The organism is Pseudomonas bharatica CSV86, from assembly GCF_000319305.2.
Lineage (GTDB): Bacteria > Pseudomonadota > Gammaproteobacteria > Pseudomonadales > Pseudomonadaceae > Aquipseudomonas > Aquipseudomonas bharatica.
Window position 1 is genome coordinate 733,515 of record NZ_AMWJ02000001.1, and the last position, 18,719, is coordinate 752,233.

16 protein-coding genes and 2 pseudogenes are annotated in these 18,719 nt (G+C 52.9%); 16 read left to right on the forward strand and 2 right to left on the reverse strand.

The window, feature by feature from the left end; translation table 11 throughout:
• Nucleotides 1–79: 79 nt before the first annotated feature.
• The 16 genes and pseudogenes from rpsA to CSV86_RS03460 all read left to right on the forward strand — a co-directional run bounded on the left by rpsA (nt 80) and on the right by CSV86_RS03460 (nt 17,861).
• Nucleotides 80–1,756, forward strand: coding sequence for a 30S ribosomal protein S1 (rpsA, locus tag CSV86_RS03380; RefSeq protein ID WP_009407561.1), 1,677 nt, complete (start codon nt 80–82; stop codon nt 1,754–1,756).
• 223 nt (nt 1,757–1,979) lie between these two features.
• Nucleotides 1,980–2,273 carry an integration host factor subunit beta gene (gene ihfB / locus CSV86_RS03385; protein WP_009407562.1) on the forward strand — a complete coding sequence of 98 codons (294 nt, stop codon included), beginning with the start codon at nt 1,980–1,982 and terminating at the stop codon, nt 2,271–2,273.
• Between the two features lie 23 nt (nt 2,274–2,296).
• Nucleotides 2,297–2,530, forward strand: coding sequence for a lipopolysaccharide assembly protein LapA domain-containing protein (locus CSV86_RS03390; protein WP_009407563.1), 234 nt, complete (start codon nt 2,297–2,299; stop codon nt 2,528–2,530).
• 367 nt (nt 2,531–2,897) lie between these two features.
• A complete protein-coding gene (locus CSV86_RS03395) occupies nt 2,898–3,707 on the forward strand; it encodes a chain-length determining protein (RefSeq protein ID WP_170394346.1) in 810 nt (269 codons plus the stop codon).
• A gap of 193 nt (nt 3,708–3,900) precedes the next feature.
• Complete coding sequence (locus tag CSV86_RS03400) at nt 3,901–5,256, forward strand: Wzz/FepE/Etk N-terminal domain-containing protein (RefSeq protein ID WP_009407565.1); 1,356 nt, start codon at nt 3,901–3,903, stop codon at nt 5,254–5,256.
• Between the two features lie 341 nt (nt 5,257–5,597).
• Nucleotides 5,598–6,002: a sugar 3,4-ketoisomerase gene (locus CSV86_RS03405; RefSeq protein WP_037062328.1), complete on the forward strand. Its 405-nt coding sequence runs from the start codon at nt 5,598–5,600 to the stop codon at nt 6,000–6,002.
• A gap of 122 nt (nt 6,003–6,124) precedes the next feature.
• Nucleotides 6,125–7,255, forward strand: a complete 1,131-nt coding sequence (locus CSV86_RS03410; protein WP_009407568.1) for a DegT/DnrJ/EryC1/StrS family aminotransferase — start codon at nt 6,125–6,127, stop codon at nt 7,253–7,255.
• Entirely contained in the window at nt 7,252–8,541 is a 1,290-nt protein-coding gene (locus CSV86_RS03415; RefSeq protein WP_009407571.1) for an O-antigen translocase, read from the forward strand. The genes CSV86_RS03410 and CSV86_RS03415 overlap by 4 nt, the downstream gene beginning before the upstream one ends.
• Nucleotides 8,542–8,600: 59 nt before the next feature.
• Nucleotides 8,601–9,680 carry a glycosyltransferase family protein gene (locus CSV86_RS03420; protein ID WP_009407573.1) on the forward strand — a complete coding sequence of 360 codons (1,080 nt, stop codon included), beginning with the start codon at nt 8,601–8,603 and terminating at the stop codon, nt 9,678–9,680.
• The gene (locus CSV86_RS03425; RefSeq protein WP_009407574.1) at nt 9,677–10,744 is read left to right on the forward strand and encodes a hypothetical protein; all 1,068 of its coding nucleotides are present in this window, start codon (nt 9,677–9,679) and stop codon (nt 10,742–10,744) included. Before CSV86_RS03420 ends, CSV86_RS03425 begins: the two co-directional genes overlap by 4 nt.
• A gap of 80 nt (nt 10,745–10,824) precedes the next feature.
• Nucleotides 10,825–11,780, forward strand: a pseudogene (locus CSV86_RS03435) (NAD-dependent epimerase/dehydratase family protein).
• A gap of 12 nt (nt 11,781–11,792) precedes the next feature.
• Nucleotides 11,793–12,938, forward strand: a complete 1,146-nt coding sequence (locus CSV86_RS03440) for a glycosyltransferase (RefSeq protein WP_009407578.1) — start codon at nt 11,793–11,795, stop codon at nt 12,936–12,938.
• A 105-nt stretch (nt 12,939–13,043) separates the two neighbouring features.
• Nucleotides 13,044–14,060, forward strand: a pseudogene (locus CSV86_RS03445) (MraY family glycosyltransferase).
• Nucleotides 14,061–14,155: 95 nt separating this feature from the next.
• Complete coding sequence (locus CSV86_RS03450; RefSeq protein WP_376699745.1) at nt 14,156–16,144, forward strand: polysaccharide biosynthesis protein; 1,989 nt, start codon at nt 14,156–14,158, stop codon at nt 16,142–16,144.
• 82 nt (nt 16,145–16,226) lie between these two features.
• Nucleotides 16,227–17,210 carry an NAD-dependent epimerase/dehydratase family protein gene (locus CSV86_RS03455; RefSeq protein ID WP_240160365.1) on the forward strand — a complete coding sequence of 328 codons (984 nt, stop codon included), beginning with the start codon at nt 16,227–16,229 and terminating at the stop codon, nt 17,208–17,210.
• 333 nt (nt 17,211–17,543) lie between these two features.
• Nucleotides 17,544–17,861, forward strand: a complete 318-nt coding sequence (locus CSV86_RS03460; protein WP_009407590.1) for a ComEA family DNA-binding protein — start codon at nt 17,544–17,546, stop codon at nt 17,859–17,861.
• A 53-nt stretch (nt 17,862–17,914) separates the two neighbouring features.
• Here the strand turns inward: CSV86_RS03460 and CSV86_RS03465 are convergent, their stop codons facing one another.
• Both CSV86_RS03465 and CSV86_RS03470 read right to left on the reverse strand, forming a co-directional pair.
• Nucleotides 17,915–18,082 (reverse strand): DUF2897 family protein, encoded by a 168-nt coding sequence (locus CSV86_RS03465; protein WP_009407592.1) that lies wholly within the window; start codon nt 18,080–18,082, stop codon nt 17,915–17,917.
• Nucleotides 18,083–18,332: 250 nt separating this feature from the next.
• Nucleotides 18,333–18,647: an ArsR/SmtB family transcription factor gene (locus tag CSV86_RS03470; protein WP_000349485.1), complete on the reverse strand. Its 315-nt coding sequence runs from the start codon at nt 18,645–18,647 to the stop codon at nt 18,333–18,335.
• Nucleotides 18,648–18,719: the final 72 nt, after the last annotated feature.

An 18,719-nucleotide genomic window follows, 5' to 3' on the forward strand; every position in this document is an offset into this window, starting at 1 on the left:
CCCTTACTATGAACGAAACCCACATTGTCTGGAGTGTGGCTGTTGGGCGGATTTATCGCCCGAATCTACAGGAATTAAAATGAGCGAAAGCTTTGCAGAACTCTTTGAAGAAAGCCTGAAAACCCTCAACCTTCAACCAAGTGCGATCATCACCGGTATCGTTGTCGATATCGATGGTGACTGGGTTACTGTCCACGCTGGTCTGAAGTCCGAGGGCGTCATCCCGCTCGAGCAGTTCTACAACGAAGCTGGCGAGCTGACCATCAAGGTCGGTGACGAAGTTCACGTTGCGCTGGACGCGGTGGAAGACGGCTTTGGCGAAACCAAGCTGTCCCGTGAAAAAGCCAAGCGCGCCGAGTGCTGGATTGTTCTGGAAGCAGCTTTCGCCGCCGAAGAAGTGGTCAAGGGCGTTATCAACGGTAAGGTTAAGGGCGGCTTCACTGTCGACGTTAACGGTATCCGTGCGTTCCTGCCGGGCTCCCTGGTTGATGTCCGCCCAGTGCGCGACACCACTCACCTGGAAGGCAAAGAGCTGGAATTCAAGGTCATCAAGCTGGACCAGAAGCGCAACAACGTTGTCGTTTCCCGTCGCAGCGTCCTGGAAGCCGAAAACAGCGCCGAGCGCGAAGCTCTGCTGGAATCGCTGCAGGAAGGCCAGCAAGTCAAGGGTATCGTCAAGAACCTCACCGACTACGGCGCATTCGTGGACCTGGGCGGCGTAGACGGCCTGCTGCACATCACCGACATGGCCTGGAAGCGTATCAAGCACCCATCGGAAATCGTCAACGTTGGCGACGAGATCGATGTCAAGGTCCTGAAGTACGATCGCGAGCGCAACCGCGTTTCGCTGGGCCTGAAGCAACTGGGCGAAGACCCATGGGTTGCTATCAAGGCTCGTTACCCAGAAGGCACCCGCGTCATGGCGCGCGTCACCAACCTGACCGACTACGGCTGCTTCGCTGAGCTGGAAGAAGGCGTCGAAGGTCTGGTGCACGTTTCCGAAATGGACTGGACCAACAAGAACATCCACCCGTCGAAAGTCGTTCAGGTTGGCGACGAAGTGGAAGTCATGGTTCTGGACATCGACGAAGAGCGTCGTCGCATCTCCCTGGGCATCAAGCAGTGCAAGTCGAACCCATGGGAAGACTTCTCTGGCCAGTTCAACAAGGGCGACAAGATCTCCGGCACCATCAAGTCGATCACCGATTTCGGTATCTTCATTGGTCTGGACGGCGGCATCGACGGTCTGGTTCACCTGTCCGACATCTCCTGGAACGAAGTGGGCGAAGAAGCCGTACGTCGCTTCAAGAAAGGCGACGAGCTGGAAACCGTCATCCTGTCCGTTGACCCTGAGCGTGAGCGCATCTCCCTCGGTATCAAGCAGCTGGAAGACGATCCGTTCTCCAACTACGTTTCCGTGAATGACAAAGGCGCCATCGTCAAGGGTACCGTCAAGGAAGTCGACGCCAAGGGCGCCGTCATCACCTTGGCTGACGATATCGAAGCCACTCTGAAAGCTTCCGAAATCAGCCGTGACCGCGTTGAAGACGCGCGCAACGTCCTGAAGGAAGGCGACGAGATCGAAGCCAAGATCATCAGCGTTGACCGCAAGTCCCGCAATATCAGCCTCTCCATCAAGTCGAAAGACGTTGAGGACGAGAAGGAAGTCATGCAGAGCATCGCCAAGTCCTCCACCGAGGCTCCTGCGGCGACCCTGGGTGACCTGATTCGCGAGCAAATGGCCAAACAGAACTAAGTTCTGCTTGATCAAAAAAAGGCGACTTCGGTCGCCTTTTTTTATGCCTGAAATTTCAGTCAGTTAAGCGCGAGCCCCATGGGCGTTGGCTTTGCGGGGTGTGTCGGTATTTCTCGCTCCTTGGATTTTCGTACAAGTCAAGAAGCGTACTGTTCAAATTCATCAAGCCGTGCTACAACCAATGGAGGCAATGACCTAGCTGCTTGATACAGAAGGGAAAAACATGACGAAGTCGGAGCTGATCGAACGTATTGTCACCCACCAGGGGTTGCTCTCGTCCAAGGACGTGGAGCTGGCAATCAAGACCATGCTTGAGCAGATGTCCCAATGCCTGGCTACCGGGGATCGCATCGAGATCCGGGGTTTTGGTAGTTTCTCGCTGCATTATCGTGCTCCCCGCGTGGGGCGTAACCCGAAGACCGGGCAGTCCGTCGAGCTCGATGGCAAGTTCGTTCCGCATTTCAAGCCAGGGAAGGAGTTGCGGGATCGGGTGAATGAGGAGGAGGGTCATGACTAATGTTGCGACAGGAGGTGTAAGCTGTGCGGAACTTTAGCCGTTTTGTCTTTGTCATATTGACTTTGATGGTTGGTCTTATTGCTTTTATCTTCGCCATGGAAAACCAGCAGCCGGTTAGCCTTGCGATTATAGGTTGGTCTTCCCCTATCTTGCCTGTATCAGTATTAGTGCTTTTTGCGTTTGTTTTGGGGGCGTTGGGTGGTGCTGTTTTTCTAGAAGGACTGCGCCTTCGCAAGGGCAGGAAGCGGTCTGACTGATTTCGTGATCGGTCGCAGTCGGTTAATACTTGTTCTAGGGGTTGGTTGTTTTAGGGGCTGTGATCAGTATTTGGTTTCAAATAACTTCTAGCTAATAATAAATAAATGCCAATCGAGATGGGGATCAATTGATAGATGCAAAATGACGTCAGCAAGGTTTTTTCAGATCAGGAACCCAATATTTATGATGTTGTTTTGGTGTTGTGGCGCTCAAAACTCAGTATTTTGGTGTGTTCCTTCCTGGGGTGCTGGCGGCTGCAGGTTATATTTTCTCAGAGCGCACGCTCTACGAAGCGAGAGTATTTGTGCTTCCCCCACGCAGAATGGCATTGCCGACTTGAACTATGGGCGGACGCGCGAGAGCGAGTTGACACCTTTTAGCGTGAAAGATGTGTATGACGTTTTCCTGCGCAATTTGCAGGCAGAGTCCCTCAGGCGTGATTTTTTTACCCGCTACTACCTGCCGTCATTGAGCGATTCCAAAAGAAAAGCTCCGCTCGACAGCCTGTATTCTGAGTTTTCACAAAGCCTGGTCGTGTCAGGGGACGCAAAAGCCTCTCCCGACGGATATTCGTTGACCCTCCGCGGCGAAGATCCTGCCGTCATTTCCGAGTGGGTTCGCCTTTATATCCAGAGTGCAGAAGATACCGCCAGGAAGGAAGTTATCAAGAACGCTTCACGTGAAGCAGAAGTGCGTGCTCGCAATTTGAATCAGCAAATTGTGGCATTACGTGAGCGGGGGCAAAGATCTCGCGAGGATCTCGTTATCCAGTTGCAAGAGGCTTTGAAGATCGCGCAAAGCATTGGTCTCGAGAATCCACCGATCCTGTCGGGTGGTCTGGGTGGAGAGGTGTCGGCGGATATGGGCGGGCAATTGACCTACATGCGCGGCTCCCGTGCTCTGCGAGCCGAAATCGAGAATCTGCAGCGGCGTCAGTCAGATGATCCATTCATTCCTGGTTTGCGCGCCCTGCAGGTCAAATACAGTCTGTTCAACAGCTTTGAGGTTGCGCCGGAGAATGTATCTGTCTACCGCCAGGATGGGCCGATCGAAATTCCCGATACCCCAGTGCGGGTAAAGGTCGGTTTGATTCTAGCGATCGGATTGTTGTTGGGGTGTGTGTTGGGCGTGATAGTTGCGCTGGGTCGGTGGTTGTATGAGATGAACCGGAAATAGATAGTTGGCTAGATTTGTCAAGTCTTGAAATGCAAGGGATTGATGTCACACTGCCGCAGGAACTCGGATGCGACGGGATCCCAAGCATGGATTACAGTTCAAGGACGAATTCTGACGGCCCTGATCTTCTTCGAAAAATTACTGCTTGGGAGCGTGCGTCTGAATAATCAATTTTTCGAAGGCGGGCATTACATTGAGCGGCTATTTTGAGGTACCCGACAGACCTTCCGGGGACGACCTAGACTTCTGGGCGCTATTCCAGTCGCTCTGGAGGCAGAAACTCATCGTTGGAGGGTTTGTGCTAGTGGCCGGAGCTTGCTCCGTCGGTTATGCCATGCTCAGCACACCCATCTTTCAGGCCCACAGCATCCTGAAGCCCGCACCGATCAACGAACTCGATGCCCTCAATCGATCGGAGGTCTACACCCTCCCACCCGCTGCTGCGTTGGCGCGGATTGCCTCCTCGCTAGGTTCGTATGAGATGCGTTTGAGCTTCTTCCGTGAGAACCAGCAACTGTTTGCCCCTTATATTATTCCGAATCAATCGATCGAGCAGAGCTTTGATGCGTTCAACAGAAGCGTCATTGCTTTGGATGCGCTTGATGTGGGCAAGGACGCTGCCGACTTCGCCCGGGCTGTCAATCTGACCCTTGATTATCCAAAAGGGGTGGATGGTGCCTTCATCCTCAACAAGTTCGTCGACTATGTTATTGAGGCTGAGCGTCAGCATATCTCGGCTGACGTCAGTGCGTTGATCAAGAACCGACTGGCTGAAATCCAGGGCAAGATCGATGTAGCCCGTGCAAACTATCAGATGGACAAAGAAGCCAAGATCGCCGCCCTGATCGAAGCTGATAACGTGAGGAGGGCTCGCCTTCAGGACGAATTGAGCGCGTTAAGAGTACAACTAAAGTTACTGCGCGCTGATCGCATCGCTGTTTTGAATGAAGCCATCTCGATTGCTCGCAGCTTGGGTATCAGGAAACCTGCTACACAGTCGTCCTTGGCGGAGGAGACGATGAACGGTTCCGGTAGTGTTATCAAGACTGAGGTCAACAGCCAGCAGGCGCCTCTCTATTTCATGGGTAGCGATGCGCTGGAGGCAGAGCTGGCAACACTTCGCGCGCGCAAATCCGATGACTTTGTGACAGCACGAACCTCGGAAATTGCTAAGGAACTGCAGATGTTGCAGGTCAACCGTGAGGTTGAGGGGTTGAAGGCGCGCCTTAATGAGGATCTGTTCCTCGACAACGTTCAACCTCTGCGCGCTGAGGCTGCTCGCCTTCAGAGCTTGAGTACCGATTTTAGTCACGTACAACTGGTTTCGATCGATCAGCGCGCGTTGCCATCGGAGAGCCCAGTCAAGCCGCGCCGTGCTTTAATCGTGCTCGCAGGTCTTATTAGTGGCTTGGGGCTGGGGCTTCTGGTCGCGTTTGCTCGTTATCAGGTCCAGTGCATGCGAACCCGCTCCCTCAGGTCTGCTCTTCCTCGTGTGTTGGAGGCTCAGGATCCGCTCTTGCGTCCTGCGGAAACGGTAAGGATCGAGTGAGTACTCGTGGGCTGTGTTTTTACAATGCGCTCGGTGGGTTAGATACGTATAATCCCTGCGGCTATAAATCGATCGGTGTATAGTTGGCGGCCTGGTTTCTGGCCGGCCCAAATATGCTGAAGTGGCCATATGACATCAATGTCTATCGGCTTGCCGTATTTCAGAAGCACTGCGGTACGACTTCCATGAAGCCTGTACTTGTATCTCGGGCGCGCCCGCCATCCCGTTGGACGCAGCAAGCATCCAGGACGGATTAGCTCCCAAGGAGTAGGGAAGAAGAATTTGCGGAATTTAAATTATTATCAAGCAGGGGTTGCCAGGATGGAAGCTGGGGCTGAAAAATGAATCTGATTAATCTTGTTGAAGTTCAGGTTCTCGGCGATGACCGTGGTCACCTGAGCGTTCTTGAGGCAAATAAAAACATTCCGTTCGATATCCGACGTGTCTACTACCTCACTGGCACCCAGCCAGGCGTAGCACGCGGTTTCCATGCCCACAAGGAACTGGAGCAAATGGCAGTCTGCGTCGCCGGGAGCTGCCGCATGATCATGGATGACGGCCTTCGTTCGGAGGAGGTCATACTGGACTCACCGGCCAAAGTGCTGCATGTCGGCAAAATGGTCTGGCACGAGATGCATGATTTTACTGAGGACTGCGTTCTGCTGGTCCTGGCCAACGACTACTACGATGAGAGCGATTACATTCGCAATTACGAGCAGTTCCTGCAGGCCGTTGCCAGTGCCTGAGGGACTGGCGTTGTCCACTCTACATGCGCTCATCAAGTGCCCAATGTGGGCACTTGATGACGCATTCCCTGGCTATTGATTCTTGCCCAGGAAAACCGGAAAAGTTATCAGGATGGTATCCCATGGTTGAATTCCTTGATTTGAAATCAATTAACAAACTCGATCGCGAGGCCATGATTGAAGCCTGCACACGTGTAATTGATTCAGGCTGGTATATCTCCGGCAAGGAACTCGCAAGCTTTGAGCGCGAATTCGCGGAGTTTTGCGGTACGCAGTTCTGCATTGGCGTCGCCAACGGGCTCGACGCACTGATCCTTACCCTGCAAGCATGGAAGCAGCTTGGCTTGCTGGTTGAAGGTGATGAGGTGATCGTTCCAGCCAATACCTATATTGCCAGCATTCTGGCAATCAGCCAGAACCAGTTGGTGCCGGTTCTGGTCGAGCCGAACGAGGGAAGCTTCAACCTGTGCCCAATAGCTGCCGAGGCGGCCATCACCGACAGGACCCGGGTTATCCTCGCGGTGCATCTCTATGGTCAATTGGCAGACATGCCTGCATTGAGCAGTCTGGCAAAGCGCAAAAATCTACTGTTGCTGGAGGACTCCGCACAATCCCACGGCGCCGCCATCGACGGTCGTCGCGCGGGCAACTGGGGTGATGCCTCAGGCTTCAGTTTCTATCCGGGTAAGAACCTGGGTGCCTTGGGTGATGGCGGGGCGATCACCACCAATGATGCCAAGCTGGCAGAAACATTGCGGGCACTGCGTAATTACGGCTCCCATGAGAAATACAAGAATCTTTTCAAGGGTGTCAACAGTCGGCTCGACGAACTCCAGGCTGCCGTGTTGAGTGTCAAGCTGAAGTCATTGGACGAACAAACCCAGCGTCGCCGGGAGATCGCACAGCAATATCTGCAAGGCATCGATAATCCTCTGATTAAGCTGCCTGTGGTCGATGCCGGCAGCGTGCTTGATTTCCATCAGCACGCTTGGCACTTGTTCGTGATTCGCAGCGAGCATCGTGAGGCGCTGCAGAAGCATCTGTCGGACAACGGTGTACAGACGCTGATCCATTATCCGATTCCGCCACACAAACAACAGGCGTATGCGGAGTGGAACACGCTGTCTTTCCCGTTGACCGAGCGTCTGCATGAAGAAGTGCTCAGCTTGCCCATGGGGCCAACGCTGTCCGGCGAGGAGGCCGAGCAGGTCGTGGCTGCCTGCAACAGCTTCAGCGTGGCCAGTGTTAAATGACATTTCTGAAGACTAGTTTGTTAAACGGCATAGCCGTTCTTTTCAAACTGCTCACCTTGCTGGGTATCAACAAGATCCTGGCGGTCTACGTGGGGCCGGCCGGTTACGCGGCATTGGGTCAGTTTCAGAATGCCGTACAGATGATCACCACATTTGGTTCCGGGGCGATCAATACTGGCGTGACGAAGTACACGGCTGAATACGATGGTGATGAAGAAAAGCAGCATCGGGTCTGGTCTACGGCGGGCACCATCGTATTTTCCAGCTCTGTCGTCGTCGGGCTTTTGATCGCGCTGTTCAACCGGAATCTGGCAGGTTGGTTCCTCAAGGATGAGGCTTACGGCGGCGTGTTTCTCTGGTTCGCTGCGTCGCTGCTGCTGTTTACCCTGAACGCCATGCTTCTGGCGATTCTGAACGGCAAGAAGGACATTCCCCGTTACGTGCTGGCGAACATTTCAGGCAGTGTTTTCGCCTTGCTCGTGACTGCGGTCATGACCGTGATGTTCGGACTTTATGGCGCATTGGTAGCGTTGGCCATCTATCAGTCCCTGGCGTTTTTTGTGACCCTGCTCCTCTGCATCAAAGCGCCGTGGTTCCGTATCGCTTCTCTATTTGGCCGGATCGACAAGACGACTGCGCTGAATCTGGGCAAGTTCACTTTGATGGCGCTGGTCTCGGCGATTGTAGTGCCGCTCTCGCAGATTCTCGTGCGTAACCACCTTGGAGAGCATCATGGTTGGGTGGCGGCAGGATACTGGGAGGCCAGTTGGCGTCTGAGTACCGCTTACCTGATGGTGCTGACTACGACGTTGAGTGTGTATTTCCTGCCGCGATTTTCAGAGATCAAGTCTGCTCGCGAACTGACGTCGGAAGTACTGCTGGGCTACAAGTTTATTGTTCCTGCAACAATCGTGATAGGCGTCGTCCTGTATGCGCTGAGAGACTGGGTGGTGGTCATCCTGTTCAGTTCCGAGTTCTATGATATGCGAGATCTTTTTTTCTGGCAGATCATAGGTGACACGCTAAAGGTCTTGAGCTGGGTACTAGCCTACGTCATGACCGCGCGAGCACTCTGGAAACCCTATATTATCGGTGAACTCTTGTTTGGTGCATCGTTCTATGGCTGGGTCGTGGTGTTTGATCAATACGGTGCGGTGGGGGCGACCATGGCCCATGCAATGAACTACCTATTGTACTTTATTTTTGTTTTCGTAGTGCTGAAGCGACACAAGGTGTTTTCTTTGAAGGCGGATGACGATAATCGATTCGCTGGTGAAAAATCTTAGTCCAGCAATGACGTGACAGGCGGTTTCCTTTCATCCATTGCTTCAGGGAGTATTAAAGCGTGAAGATATTGCTCATTGGTGAGTACAGCGGACTGCACAAGGAGCTGAAGAACGCATTGGTAAGGCTGGGCCACGACGTGACGCTGGCAGCGGCGAGTGATTTCTGGAAAAAATTCGAGTCAGACATCAATCTTGGTTACGGCTCCAACATCTACAGCTACAAGGCTCGACAGTTATTGCTGCCGCTGTTAAAGCTACCGGCCTTCAAGGGCTATGATGTCGTTCATATTGTAAATTTCTATATTGTTCCCCGCTTTCCTGCGTTGAATTTGTTTTTTGTTCGTTACCTGAAGCAACACAATAAAATAGTAACTTTGTCCGGCTCTGGGGATGATCCGTTCTTTGTCAGGTATTCGGAAGAGGCTATGCGATATAGCCCTATCCCGTGGCATGAAAAGTACGATCGTGGTGGTCCGTATTACATGCGTGAAAAGAATCACCTTTCGGCAATGCACGCCTACATGAAATGTATCGATGGCGTGATACCTATCATGTATGAATATTACTCTACGTTTTGTGCCGCCGGTTATGCAGATAAGGTTTCGCAACCTATCCCGATTCCGATTGATGCCAGCAAGATCAAATTCGTTGAGAATGACGCCAGCCAAAGCAAGCTGTGTTTCTTCCATGGGTTGAATCGCCGGGGCTTCAAAGGGACATTTCTGGTGGAGAAGAGCTTCGATGAGCTCAAACGAAAGTACCCGAATGATGTGGAGTGCTTGATCGAGGGGCACCTGCCATTCGATAAGTATATGGAAGTCCTCGCAAAAACCCACGTTTCAGTTGATCAGGTTTTCTCTCATAGCTTGGCGATGAACGCCTTGTATTCCATGGCCCAAGGCAAGGTTGTAGCGGGGGGTGCGGAGCCTGAGTCGGCCATCCTGTATGGGGGAGTTTTACCGCCTATTTATAACTTGCCAGCTGAACAGCTGGGGCTAACGGCTGTGCTCGAGCGTATTCTTGAAGAGCGTCACACCATTCCTGAGCGATCAGTGGCGTCGCGGGAATTTGTGGTGAAGTACCACTCGCCTCTCGCTGTCGCACAGCAGTATGTGAACTACTGGAGGACGTTGGCTTGATCTACGTTCTGCTCTTTGCGATTATGGTCTTCGTTAAGATCATTGTGTTTACGATATTTATAGTGAGTCCGCAAAAATTATTCTCGGGTGGGAATGATGGCGATTACTATGATGCGTATGCGCGAGGAGCAGATTTGGTTACTTCCAGTATCTGGCCGGACGTGCTTCGTTCGCTGAATAGTATCGGGCTGTATTCCAGGGAAGGAGTCAGCTTTTTCATGATGTTGCTCGGTGTTATCGCCATCCCTCTGCTGGTGGGGCGACTTGCACTGGTTCGTGGTGCTGCCGCTGATCGTAAGGTCTGTTTGTTGTTGGTGCTTGGTGTCAGTTGTTATCCTACTCTTTTTTATTGCACCATGGATATCTACAGAGATGTCCTTATGCTATTCGTGTTTCTAGTTGGCCTGGCGCTGGTCCGAAGCTCATTGGAGTCTCCGCAGCAGATCAATCGCTGGATGTCTGCCCTCGCGATTCTGATGCTCAGCTACGTGATGTTCCTTTTGCGCGGGTACCTTGGGTTTGCATTTGCAGTTTCATTTATAACATTCAGATTCGTGCGCTTCAGAAAGTTACCTTTGCTCGTTTATGTCCTGCCGATACTGGTTGCGTTGAACGTACTGTTCGCGCTTGGATATCTTCAGCCCCTGATGAAGTACCGCGAGTTGTTCAATGCGCTTCAAGGTGGAAGTGACTTGGGGATTCGCTTCGAATCAATATACACATTCGTTCCTGAATTTATTCATAGTTTTGCTGGTCAGATGCTCGGGCTGTTTTATCCGAATTTGACAGCGATATTGATTTTTCTAGTCGAAAGCTTTCCTTTCTTTGCTGCGCTGGTTTATTTGGTCAGAAATAGGCGGTTCTCTAACCGCTTTGTCGACTTCATTTTCGTATTCTTTATCGTTTATTCGATCATCTGGCTGCTGGGTAATGACAATCTGGGCACGGCGGCGCGCTTGCGAATGTACAACTATTTGGGGGTCTTGATTGCCTTCGCTATTGTCTACCAGAGAAAAAAATACGCGGAGTGTGTCTGGGCTCAGGACAGAGCGCTATCAGGCTGATGGCGCTCATGGCTATTTTGGAATGTGTCGCCAGGGCGAAAAATATCCAGTGAAAATGGACTGATGTAATGAACGTATCTATGACAGGCGGTAGCGGTTTTATCGGCAAGCTGCTCTGCAAGGCGTTGGTCTCCAGGGGTGATGTCGTCACATTGCTCTCGCGAAAGGGCGGGTTGAGCAAGACGTCGCGGTCGTGGTCGGGGATTTGACTAAGGCTTCAGTAAGTCTCGACAGTTTCGTCGCGAACTGCGATGTGCTCTATCACTGTGCAGGCGAGATCGCTAATACGGCCCTTATGCATCGCTTGCATGTCAAGGGCACTACTAGCCTGCTCGCTGCTGTGCACCGACGCATCAAGCGTACAGGCAAGCCTGTTCATTGGGTGCAATTGAGCAGTACAGGCGCGTATGGCCGTCAGGCAGATCTTGCGCAGATTGATGAGTCCTTTGATCCTGCGCCGGTGGGGGAATATGAAGTGACCAAGACAATTGCCGATGAGTTGGTGGTTGCCTTGGCCGCTATCGAACCGCTTTTCACCTTCACTATCGTTCGTCCCACTGTGGTAATCGGGCAGAGTATGCCCAATCAGTCCTTCTTCCAGTTGGCGAGGATGGTCGGGAAAGGTTGGTTCTTCTATATTGGCAAGGCTGCGTCCAATGTTTCGACCTATGTGCACGTCAACGATGTAGTCAGCGCCCTGGTAGCCTGTGGTAATGATTCACGGGCAGCAGGTCATACGTTCATCATCGCTAATGATTGTGCTCAGAAGGACGTGATCGATGCCTTTGCGCGGTTTACGGGTCGAAAAAAGCCCTCGCTGCAGATTCCGGAGTCCGTGCTGCGACTCCTCATGCGTATTATTCCGTCCTCGGTACGGTTGCCGCTGACTCCCCAGCGTGTTGATGCGTTAGTGAAGAAGGGTGGGTACGCAAACCGGCATATTCGCGAAGTGCTTGGCTTCCGTTTTGAGTATCCGATTCCCGAGAGTGTCCCAGATGTACTGAGGGGTAACGTTCTCCCAGGCTCAAGCGATTAGTGGTGAGTTTTCATGGCGATCAAGAAGAAGATTTGTATTGTAGCAACAGTGCCTTACGCGCTCCGAGTCTTCATGCTGGAGCATATTCGTGAGCTCTCCCGAGATCATGATGTGACATTGATGGCGAATGCTGAAAACCATCAGATGGATGGACTCTTCAATGAGTATGTTCGTTTCATACGCTTGCCCATCGAGCGAAAACCTTCAGTATTCAGCGATGTGAGGACCTTGTGGCTACTCTATCGAATCTTCGCCAGGGAAAAGTTTGACTGCGTATTTTCCATTATGCCCAAAGCGGGCTTGCTGGCGATGGTCGCTGGGTTTATGGCGCGTGTTCCCCACCGGTTTCATATGTTCACGGGGCAGGTGTGGTTCACTAATGGCGGCCTTGTACGCTGGGGACTAAAAAAACTTGATAATGTCCTTGCACTCTGTGCCACTCACGTGATGGCTGATAGCCCTTCTCAACGTCAGTTTCTAATCGAAGAAGGTGTCGTCACCCCTGGAAAGATAACGGTTTTCGGCAAGGGATCCATCAGTGGTGTTGATGTCCAGCGTTTCAGACCGAATCCCGTGGTGCGCGAGAAGTACCGTAAGGAGTTGGGTATCAGTGATCACGCGGTGGTTTTCCTCTTCATGGCTCGACTAACCCGAGTCAAGGGCGCGCTCGATGTGACCCGTGCTTTTTGTCGGGTAGCTGCCGAGATGCCCGATGCTCATTTGCTTGTCATCGGCCCTGAAGATGAAGAGGGGATCGAGAGCGAACTGACCGTCATCATGAGCGACTTCACCGATCGATATCACCGGGTTGGTTTCACTTACGATCCAGAGGGTTATATGGCGGCCGCAGATGTATTTTGTATTCCCAGCTATCGCGAGGGTTTTAGCTCTGCAACCATCCAGGCCGCAGGTGTCGGCTTACCCGCGATCGCTTCCCGGATCTATGGGTTATCGGATGCGGTGGAGGAGGGGGGCTCCGGTCTGTTCCATGCGCCGGGAGCGCTGGAGGAGATTGGTGCAGCGATGAAGACTCTGTACACCGACAAAGATATGAGAGCCCGCTTGTCGGCCCGTGCTAATGAGCGGGCTCATGGGGATTTCTCGCAGTCATTGATTGTCCATGAGTTTGCCAGTTTTATTCGTGCAGCATTGCATTGACGCTGCGCCGGGAGGTCGTCGCCAGATTCTGGCGGGGTGGGCCCGGAGAGCATTTCACTAAGGAATATGGTGTATCCACGTAATTCTGCGGAGCTTTTGAGATAGATGACTAGTTGGTTAGTTTATTCAATCATTGTGTTATTGATTTCGTTATTGCTGACTTGGGCGCTTCGAAGATATGCACTATCGCATAGCTTGATGGATGTCCCAATGCACGCAGTTCCCATTCCGTGCCTACCCCTCGTGGCGGGGGGTGGCAATAGTTGTCGCCTTTTCTCTGGCAACCGGGGCTCTGTTGGCCACGGGCATTATCGATAGCGCGATCGGTTGGGCTTTGCTGGGGGCTGGGGTTGCTGTCGCCCTGCTAGGATTTCTCGACGATCATGGTCATATCGCCGCACGTTGGCGTCTTTTGGGACACTTCAGCGCTGCGGTGTGGGTATTGCTATGGCTGCAGGCATTGCCGCCGATAGCGTTGTTCGGCATGAGCGTAGACATGGGGTGGTTCGGCTATCTCATCGGCTCTCTCTATTTGGTTTGGATGCTTAACCTTTACAACTTCATGGACGGCATTGATGGTATCGCCAGCGTCGAGGCTATCTGTGTTTGTCTTGGTGCATGTCTGTTGTATTGGTTGTCTGGTTTCGACCAACTTATAATCCTGCCATTGATGCTCGCCGCGGCCGCTGGAGGTTTTCTTTTTTGGAATTTTCCCCCAGCACGAATTTTCATGGGAGATGCAGGCAGCGGCTTCCTCGGGATCATTCTCGGAGTTCTGTCGTTGCAAGCCGCTTGGGCTTCGTCCCAGCTGTTTTGGTGCTGGCTGATTTTGTTGGGGTGTTCATTGTCGATGCGACTTTGACCCTCGTACGCCGTCTGGCCCGGGGAGATAAGGTCTACGAAGCGCATCGTAGTCATGGCTATCAATTTGCGTCCCGTCAACACGGCAAGCACCTGCCGGTCACCCTCGGGGTCGCCGCGCTCAATCTTCTATGGTTGTTACCGATAGCGGTCTGCGTCATGCTGTTCGATCTTGATGGTTTCCTCGGGTTGCTCGTGGCATATGCGCCCTTGACGGTGCTGGCTTGTCTCTACAAAGCTGGCAGCCTCGAAACAAAATAGTCAGCGGGATGACTGCGGAGTATCAATTGGGATACCCGACGTGACAAAGATTCAACATGGGAGCGGTACAGGTGTTCGACAGGGTTTTGGATAGAATGCGCGCATCGTTGCTTGGGCTGCCCAGACGCCAGAAGCGATTGTTGCAGGTTATGACGGACGTGATTCTGGTCTGGGGGGCGCTATGGCTTGCATTCGTAGTGCGCCTTGGGATCGACGACTTGGCCAATCCCGTGGAGGATCACCTTTGGCTGTTCCTAGCTGCGCCAGTCATCGCAATTCCGTTATTCGTTCGCTTCGGAATGTATCGTGCTGTAATGCGCTACTTTGGCAACGACGCACTGATCACTATCATCAAGGCCGTCTCTCTTGCTTCGCTCATCCTCGCCGTGGTGGTGTATTGGTACAGCGGGCACAACAATGTTGTGCCGCGCTCTATTATTTTCAACTTCTGGTGGCTGAGCTTGATAATGGTAGGGGGCCTGCGCCTTGCCATGCGCCAATATTTCCTCGGGGATTGGTATAGCGCGGTACAGCACGTACCCTTTACCACCAATCGCGACGACGGCTTGCCGAAGGTTGCAATCTATGGAGCCGGCGCAGCGGGGAACCAATTGGTTGCTGCGTTGCGTTTGGGCAAAGTGATGCGACCGGTTGCCTTCATCGACGATGATAGCAGTATCGCTGATCGGGTCATTTCTGGGCTACAGGTCTACAAGCCGCGCCATATTCAACGCATGATCGATATGACCGGCGCCCAGGAAATCCTGTTGGCGATTCCATCAACTTCACGCGGACGCCGACGTGAGATCCTCGGATTTCTAGAGGGGTTCCCGCTGCACGTGAGAAGTATCCCCGGGTTCATGGATCTTGCCAGTGGTCGGGTCAAAGTCGATGACATTCAAGAGGTCGACATTGCAGACCTGCTGGGGCGTGACGCGGTTCCCGCGCAAGAAGACTTGCTTGAGCGCTGTATCGCGGGGCAAGCGGTGCTGGTCACGGGAGCCGGAGGTTCCATTGGTTCAGAACTGTGTCGGCAGATACTGAATCAAGGTCCCAAAACCCTGCTGTTGTTCGAACATAGCGAGTTTAACCTTTATTCAATTCTTTCCGAACTTGAGCAGCGTATCTCCCGCGAGTCCTTGCCCGTGCGTCTGATTCCGATCCTGGGATCGGTACGCAATCAGCCACAGTTGTTCGATATCATGAAAACGTGGAGTGTAAACACGGTTTATCACGCGGCCGCCTATAAGCATGTGCCTATGGTGGAGCACAACATTGCGGAAGGCGTGTTAAACAATGTGATCGGAACCCTGAGTACTGCTCAAGCCGCCCTCCAGGCGGCAGTTGAAAACTTCGTGCTTATTTCCACGGATAAAGCGGTTCGCCCGACTAACGTTATGGGCAGCACCAAGCGCCTGGCGGAAATGACCTTGCAAGCATTAAGTCGGGAGTTGGCGCCGGTATTGTTCGCTGATCAGGGGAACGTTTCTCAAGTCAACAAGACGCGCTTCACCATGGTTCGTTTTGGCAACGTGTTGGGGTCGTCTGGTTCTGTGATTCCGCTGTTCTACAAGCAGATCCGCTCCGGTGGACCATTGACTGTTACGCACCCCAATATTACGCGATACTTCATGACTATTCCTGAAGCTGCGCAACTTGTCATCCAGGCGGGTTCGATGGGGCAAGGTGGTGATGTTTTCGTCTTGGACATGGGCGCGCCAGTCAAGATCGTCGAGTTGGCAGAGAAAATGATACACCTGTCTGGGCTAAGCGTACGTTCCGAGCGCAACCCTCATGGCGATATTGCCATCGTCTTCAGCGGACTCCGCCCAGGCGAGAAGCTCTATGAAGAGCTCCTGATCGGTGACAACGTCGCTGCGACACGCCATCCGATGATCATGACTGCAACCGAGGACTATCTCTCTTGGGATGTTCTCAAGGAAAGGCTGAATGCCCTGCTGGCTGCCATCGCCGATGACGACTACGATCGGATTCGCCAGTTGCTACGGGAAACGGTGAGTGGCTATGCACCCGAAGGCGATATCGTCGACTGGATTCATATGCAGCGGCGCCATAATCCGTGATGTTTCAATTGGTTTTTCAACACGACTCTATCGCCAGTCCATCCGGGCTGGTGATTGCTTTTACATATAAACGAATCCGTTCTTGGTCGAAGAGCATTTCGGGGAGAAAACCATGCGAGTGTTGGTAACCGGAGCGAATGGTTTTGTTGGTAGCGCGGTTTTCGCGCGGCTGCAGGCCGATGCCTCCACGGTCGTAACTGGAGCTGTACGCTCCCTTGCCGGGAATCCTTCGACTGATGGATTACTGCATGCCGTTGGTGACATCGGAGCGGAGACCAACTGGGCAGCAGCGCTTGAGAGTGTAGATGTCGTCATCCATTTGGCAGCTCGTGCCCACGTTTTGAATGACTCCTTTACCGATTCCTTAGCTGCATTTCGTCGCATCAATGTCGATGGAGCAGTGGCATTGGCCCAAAGTGCCATCAGGCAGGGTGTGAAGCGCTTCATTTTCATCAGTTCAATCGGCGTTAACGGTAATGTCACTGATACGCAGCCGTTCTCCGAAACTTCGTCGCCTGCACCCCATGCGGATTATGCAAGGACGAAATACGAAGCTGAAGAAGCCTTGAAGCATCTGTGTACGGGTTCAGCAATGGAGCTTGTGATCATTCGCCCGCCGCTGGTTTATGCTGCTCACGCACCGGGTAACTTCAAGCGCCTGCTGAAGCTGGTCTCCTCTGGTATACCGATGCCATTCGGCAGCTTGAGGAATCAGAGGAGTCTTGTCGCGCTCGACAACCTAGTCGACTTCATCATCACCTGTACGCGTCATCCTGCGGCTGCAAACGAGCTGTTTCTGATCAGTGATGGTGAGGATGTTTCCACCGCTGACATGCTTAGGCTGCTGGCTCAAGGCATGGGGAAAAAGTCTTTGTTGCTGCCCGTTCCTTCGCCTCTCCTGGCGGTACTGGCCACAGCTGTGGGCAAGCGCAATATCCATACGCAACTGTGTTGCTCTTTGCAATTGGACTCTTCCAAGAGCCGGGCTCTCTTGGGGTGGACGCCGCGAGTCGATGTGCGTTCGGCGTTGGCAGAAGCTGGTCGGAGATATGCGCAGACGGCTTGAGCGGCCCGGTAGCCACTGATGCGCCTGGGCGCTGTGATCCATGACGGTCTGGGTTGGATCAATGGCTTCAGCTCTGGCGAGCTAATGGTTTACTTCTCTGAAGGTGGCTTCGCTGCCTGGCTGGGCTTTTCAACAGAATGGCCTCAAGCGTTTGCTGCGTTGGTCAGCTGCAGGATGCAAGGGTAGATCGGTTTTTGTGGGGTATAGCCTCGTGCTCGGGTAGATTCAAGATTTGGTAAAGAATGCATATTTGACCCTGCGTGGTGAACGACTAGGTTTGAAAGGCGGCCAAGGAAACGCTGCTAATTTCATTCACCCCAAGGAGTTCCACCCATGCGCAAAACCTATCTCGCCTCACTCCTGATTACCCTGTTCGGCATCCTTTCCCTGCCATTGAATGCGGCACCAGCCAATCCGGCAGCAGCAGCCGCGCCTTCTGTGCAGGCCGAGTCAGACAGGCTGGATCTGAATAAGGCGGACGCCATGGCCTTGCAAAGCCAATTGAGCGGTATCGGCAAGAGCAAGGCGGAGGCCATCGTGGCCTATCGCGAGGAGCACGGTGACTTTGCCTCGATTGACGAACTGCTGGAGATAAAGGGAATCGGCAAGGCGTTGCTGGATCGCAACCGGGACAAGCTGACAGTGAACTGACATCCGTGGAGATGAAAGGCCGATCCTATCGATCGGCCTTTCATCGATAGCCGCTAGCGATCCCGCGCCTCCTTCGCATCCATCTCCGCATTGCGCTCATGGATCTTCCTCAGCTGCTCGTCCGTCAACGGCAGCCTCTTTGCGGTGTCCCTGAGCATCATGAGGCCACCGACAATAGAACCGATCGCCACCAACAGAATCAACCAAGCATACCAGGGCATGACGTTCTCCTTCATACGGCAATAAGTCCGTATCTGTAATATCGAGTAAAACTTGGCACAGATGGTTCAATTATGGGTATCCGGAATTTCTGGTTGATAAAATGCCAAAGATGTAAAGAAGAAAATCTTTCTCAGCGGATTATCTGATTGATCCTCTTCAGCCTACTCTACTGCCAATTTTCTGTTTCCACCTTCGCCTGAGTCTTCATAGCGATGCTGACTAGGGAGGACAGCGAGAGCTGGGCAAGCGTCAAAGCGGTTCTGGTTCATGCGCAATCCGGACACCTGCACAACATTCCTCTTGTAAGAAACCGATCAAATTCTCTAGGTGCCCATACTCGGGTATACAGACAATCGTGCGGCTATGTTTCTCCTGCCGGATCAGCCCTACCTTGGCCATGCGCGCAAGGTGATGTGATAGCGTCGAAGCAGGAATACCCAGCCCCTTCTGGATATCTCCGACCGAAGCCCCATCATGGCCAGCTTTGACCAGAAAGCGGAACACGGACAGTCGGTGACTATTCCCTAGCTCAGCTAAGCTGGCTGCAACCTTTTCGTGATCCATAGCACGCCCCAATAATTCGATGTTTCTAGAATTATAGTTGACAGGTCGGATAAACGCAAGTAGGCTGCGTAC

Bases quoted from the DNA above. Each gene is read 5' to 3' on its own strand.
- CSV86_RS03440 (WP_009407578.1), top strand. From the start codon at position 11,793: ATGGCGATCAAGAAGAAGATTTGTATTGTAGCAACAGTGCCTTACGCG.
- CSV86_RS03410 (WP_009407568.1), top strand. From the start codon at position 6,125: ATGGTTGAATTCCTTGATTTGAAATCAATTAACAAACTCGATCGCGAG.
- CSV86_RS03415 (WP_009407571.1), top strand. From the start codon at position 7,252: ATGACATTTCTGAAGACTAGTTTGTTAAACGGCATAGCCGTTCTTTTC.
- ihfB (WP_009407562.1), top strand. From the start codon at position 1,980: ATGACGAAGTCGGAGCTGATCGAACGTATTGTCACCCACCAGGGGTTG.
- CSV86_RS03465 (WP_009407592.1), bottom strand. From the start codon at position 18,082: ATGCCCTGGTATGCTTGGTTGATTCTGTTGGTGGCGATCGGTTCTATT.
- CSV86_RS03460 (WP_009407590.1), top strand. From the start codon at position 17,544: ATGCGCAAAACCTATCTCGCCTCACTCCTGATTACCCTGTTCGGCATC.
- CSV86_RS03450 (WP_376699745.1), top strand. From the start codon at position 14,156: ATGCGCGCATCGTTGCTTGGGCTGCCCAGACGCCAGAAGCGATTGTTG.
- CSV86_RS03470 (WP_000349485.1), bottom strand. From the start codon at position 18,647: ATGGATCACGAAAAGGTTGCAGCCAGCTTAGCTGAGCTAGGGAATAGT.
- CSV86_RS03405 (WP_037062328.1), top strand. From the start codon at position 5,598: ATGAATCTGATTAATCTTGTTGAAGTTCAGGTTCTCGGCGATGACCGT.
- rpsA (WP_009407561.1), top strand. From the start codon at position 80: ATGAGCGAAAGCTTTGCAGAACTCTTTGAAGAAAGCCTGAAAACCCTC.